The following is a 1,557-nucleotide window of genomic DNA, read 5'->3' on the forward strand; positions in this document are numbered from 1 at the left end:
CGGTTGGGGAGGGGCGGGAGTAGGCGGTTGGGGAGGGGCGGGAGTAGGCGGCTGGGGCGGGAGCGGCGGTTCCTCCCCGCGGCCCGGGGCCCACGTCCCGCCCGGGGGCATCCGGTTACGGCGTACGGGCCGGCCGGGACCGCCGGTTACGGCGTACGGCCCGACCCGGGGCAGGCGGCCAGCGGTGTGGCGGACGTGAGGTGGTAGGTGGCCCGGCCGTCCAGCAGGAGCGGCACGAGACTGCGCAGGGACTGGCGCAGCGCCACGACGACCGAGCCGTCCGCGTCCCGGGTGCCGGTCACGCCGTGCAGCACGAGCTCGTCGCGGATCCGCGCGAACTGTTCCGGGGCGAGCCGGTAGCCGCACGGCGGGTCGGTCAGGACCTGGCCGGGGGCGGGCGGTTCGTTGTCCGCGCCGCCGAGGTGGACCGGGCCGCGGTCGGCGTAACCGGCGAGCCGGGCGGCGGCGGTGGCCGCCTCGATGCGCCGCCGGTGCTGCGCGAGGAAGCTGAACGCGCCCTTCAGGGCGGCGAGTTGGGAGGTGACCCGGCGTCTGTTGTTGAGCGCCGGGTCGGCCTTCTCGGCGGCGGTGAGGGCATCGACCCGGGTCTCGACGAGCAGCCCGACGGAGCCCTTCACCCCGGCGGTGTTGCGCAGGATGCGTTCCTGGCCGTCGCCCGCGACCTGCTTGACGGGGGCGCCCGTCTCCGGGTCGGTCCAGATGCCGTAGACGCCGGTGCTGAATCCGGCCCTCCGTACGGCCGGGGCGACGAAGTCCTGGGAGAGCGAGGTGGCTTCCCGGTGCACCGGGGCCGCGGTGTTGAGGTTGCGCGGCCACAGGGACAGCAGGTCCTTCATGTAGTACGGCACGGTGGGGCCGTATTCGTGCAGGTCGTAGACGGTGTCAGGGCGGTAGTCGCGCAGCACCCGGGCCATGGCGCGGGCCTCGGCGGTCTTCAGGGCGAGGTGGTCGCGGTTGATGTCCGCGCCCTCGGAGTTGCCGCGGGTGTCGGCGGCCCGGCCGTCGGGGTTGGCGGTGGGGACGACCAGCACGCTGGTCCGCGCGAGGAAGCGCCGGGTGGCCCGGTCCGTGGCGTAGGCGAGGTCGCGGATGGTGGTGAGGCAGGCCTCGCGTCCGGAGGGCTCGTCGCCGTGCTGGGAGCAGATGAGCAGTACGGAGTTGCCGCGCCGTACGGCGGCCGGGGAGGCGGGGGCCGGGGCGCCGATGCGGACGAGCCGGAGCGGGCGGCCCTGCGCGGTGGTGCCGATCCGGTCGATGCGGACGCGCGGGGTGGCGCGGTCGACGGTGGCCAGAAAACGCTGTTCCTCGAACTCGCCGGTCCAGCGGGCGCCATGGCTGGTTTCGAATCCCGTACGGGGCAGGTGGGTTCCGGTCGCGCGGGCGGGTGAGGCCGGCAGGGTCGCGCCGAGGGTGGCGGTCAGACCGAAGGCCAACGTCGCGAGGACGAGGCGACGGGTACGGAGCATCACGGGCGGGTGCCTCCCTTGGATGAGCGGTGGGGGTCGTCGGGGGCGGTGGGAGAGCCGGCTGTGCGGG

At 75.1% G+C, this 1,557-nt stretch carries 1 protein-coding gene; it reads right to left on the bottom strand.

Annotated elements, in window-relative coordinates; genetic code table 11:
• Positions 1-146: 146 nt before the first annotated feature.
• Complete coding sequence (locus IG62_RS0140850; protein ID WP_107053139.1) at positions 147-1,487, bottom strand: M14 family metallopeptidase; 1,341 nt, start codon at positions 1,485-1,487, stop codon at positions 147-149.
• Positions 1,488-1,557 lie beyond the last annotated feature (70 nt).

The sequence above is a fragment of the Streptomyces sp. NRRL S-337 genome (assembly GCF_000720175.1).
Lineage (GTDB): Bacteria > Actinomycetota > Actinomycetes > Streptomycetales > Streptomycetaceae > Streptomyces > Streptomyces siderophoricus.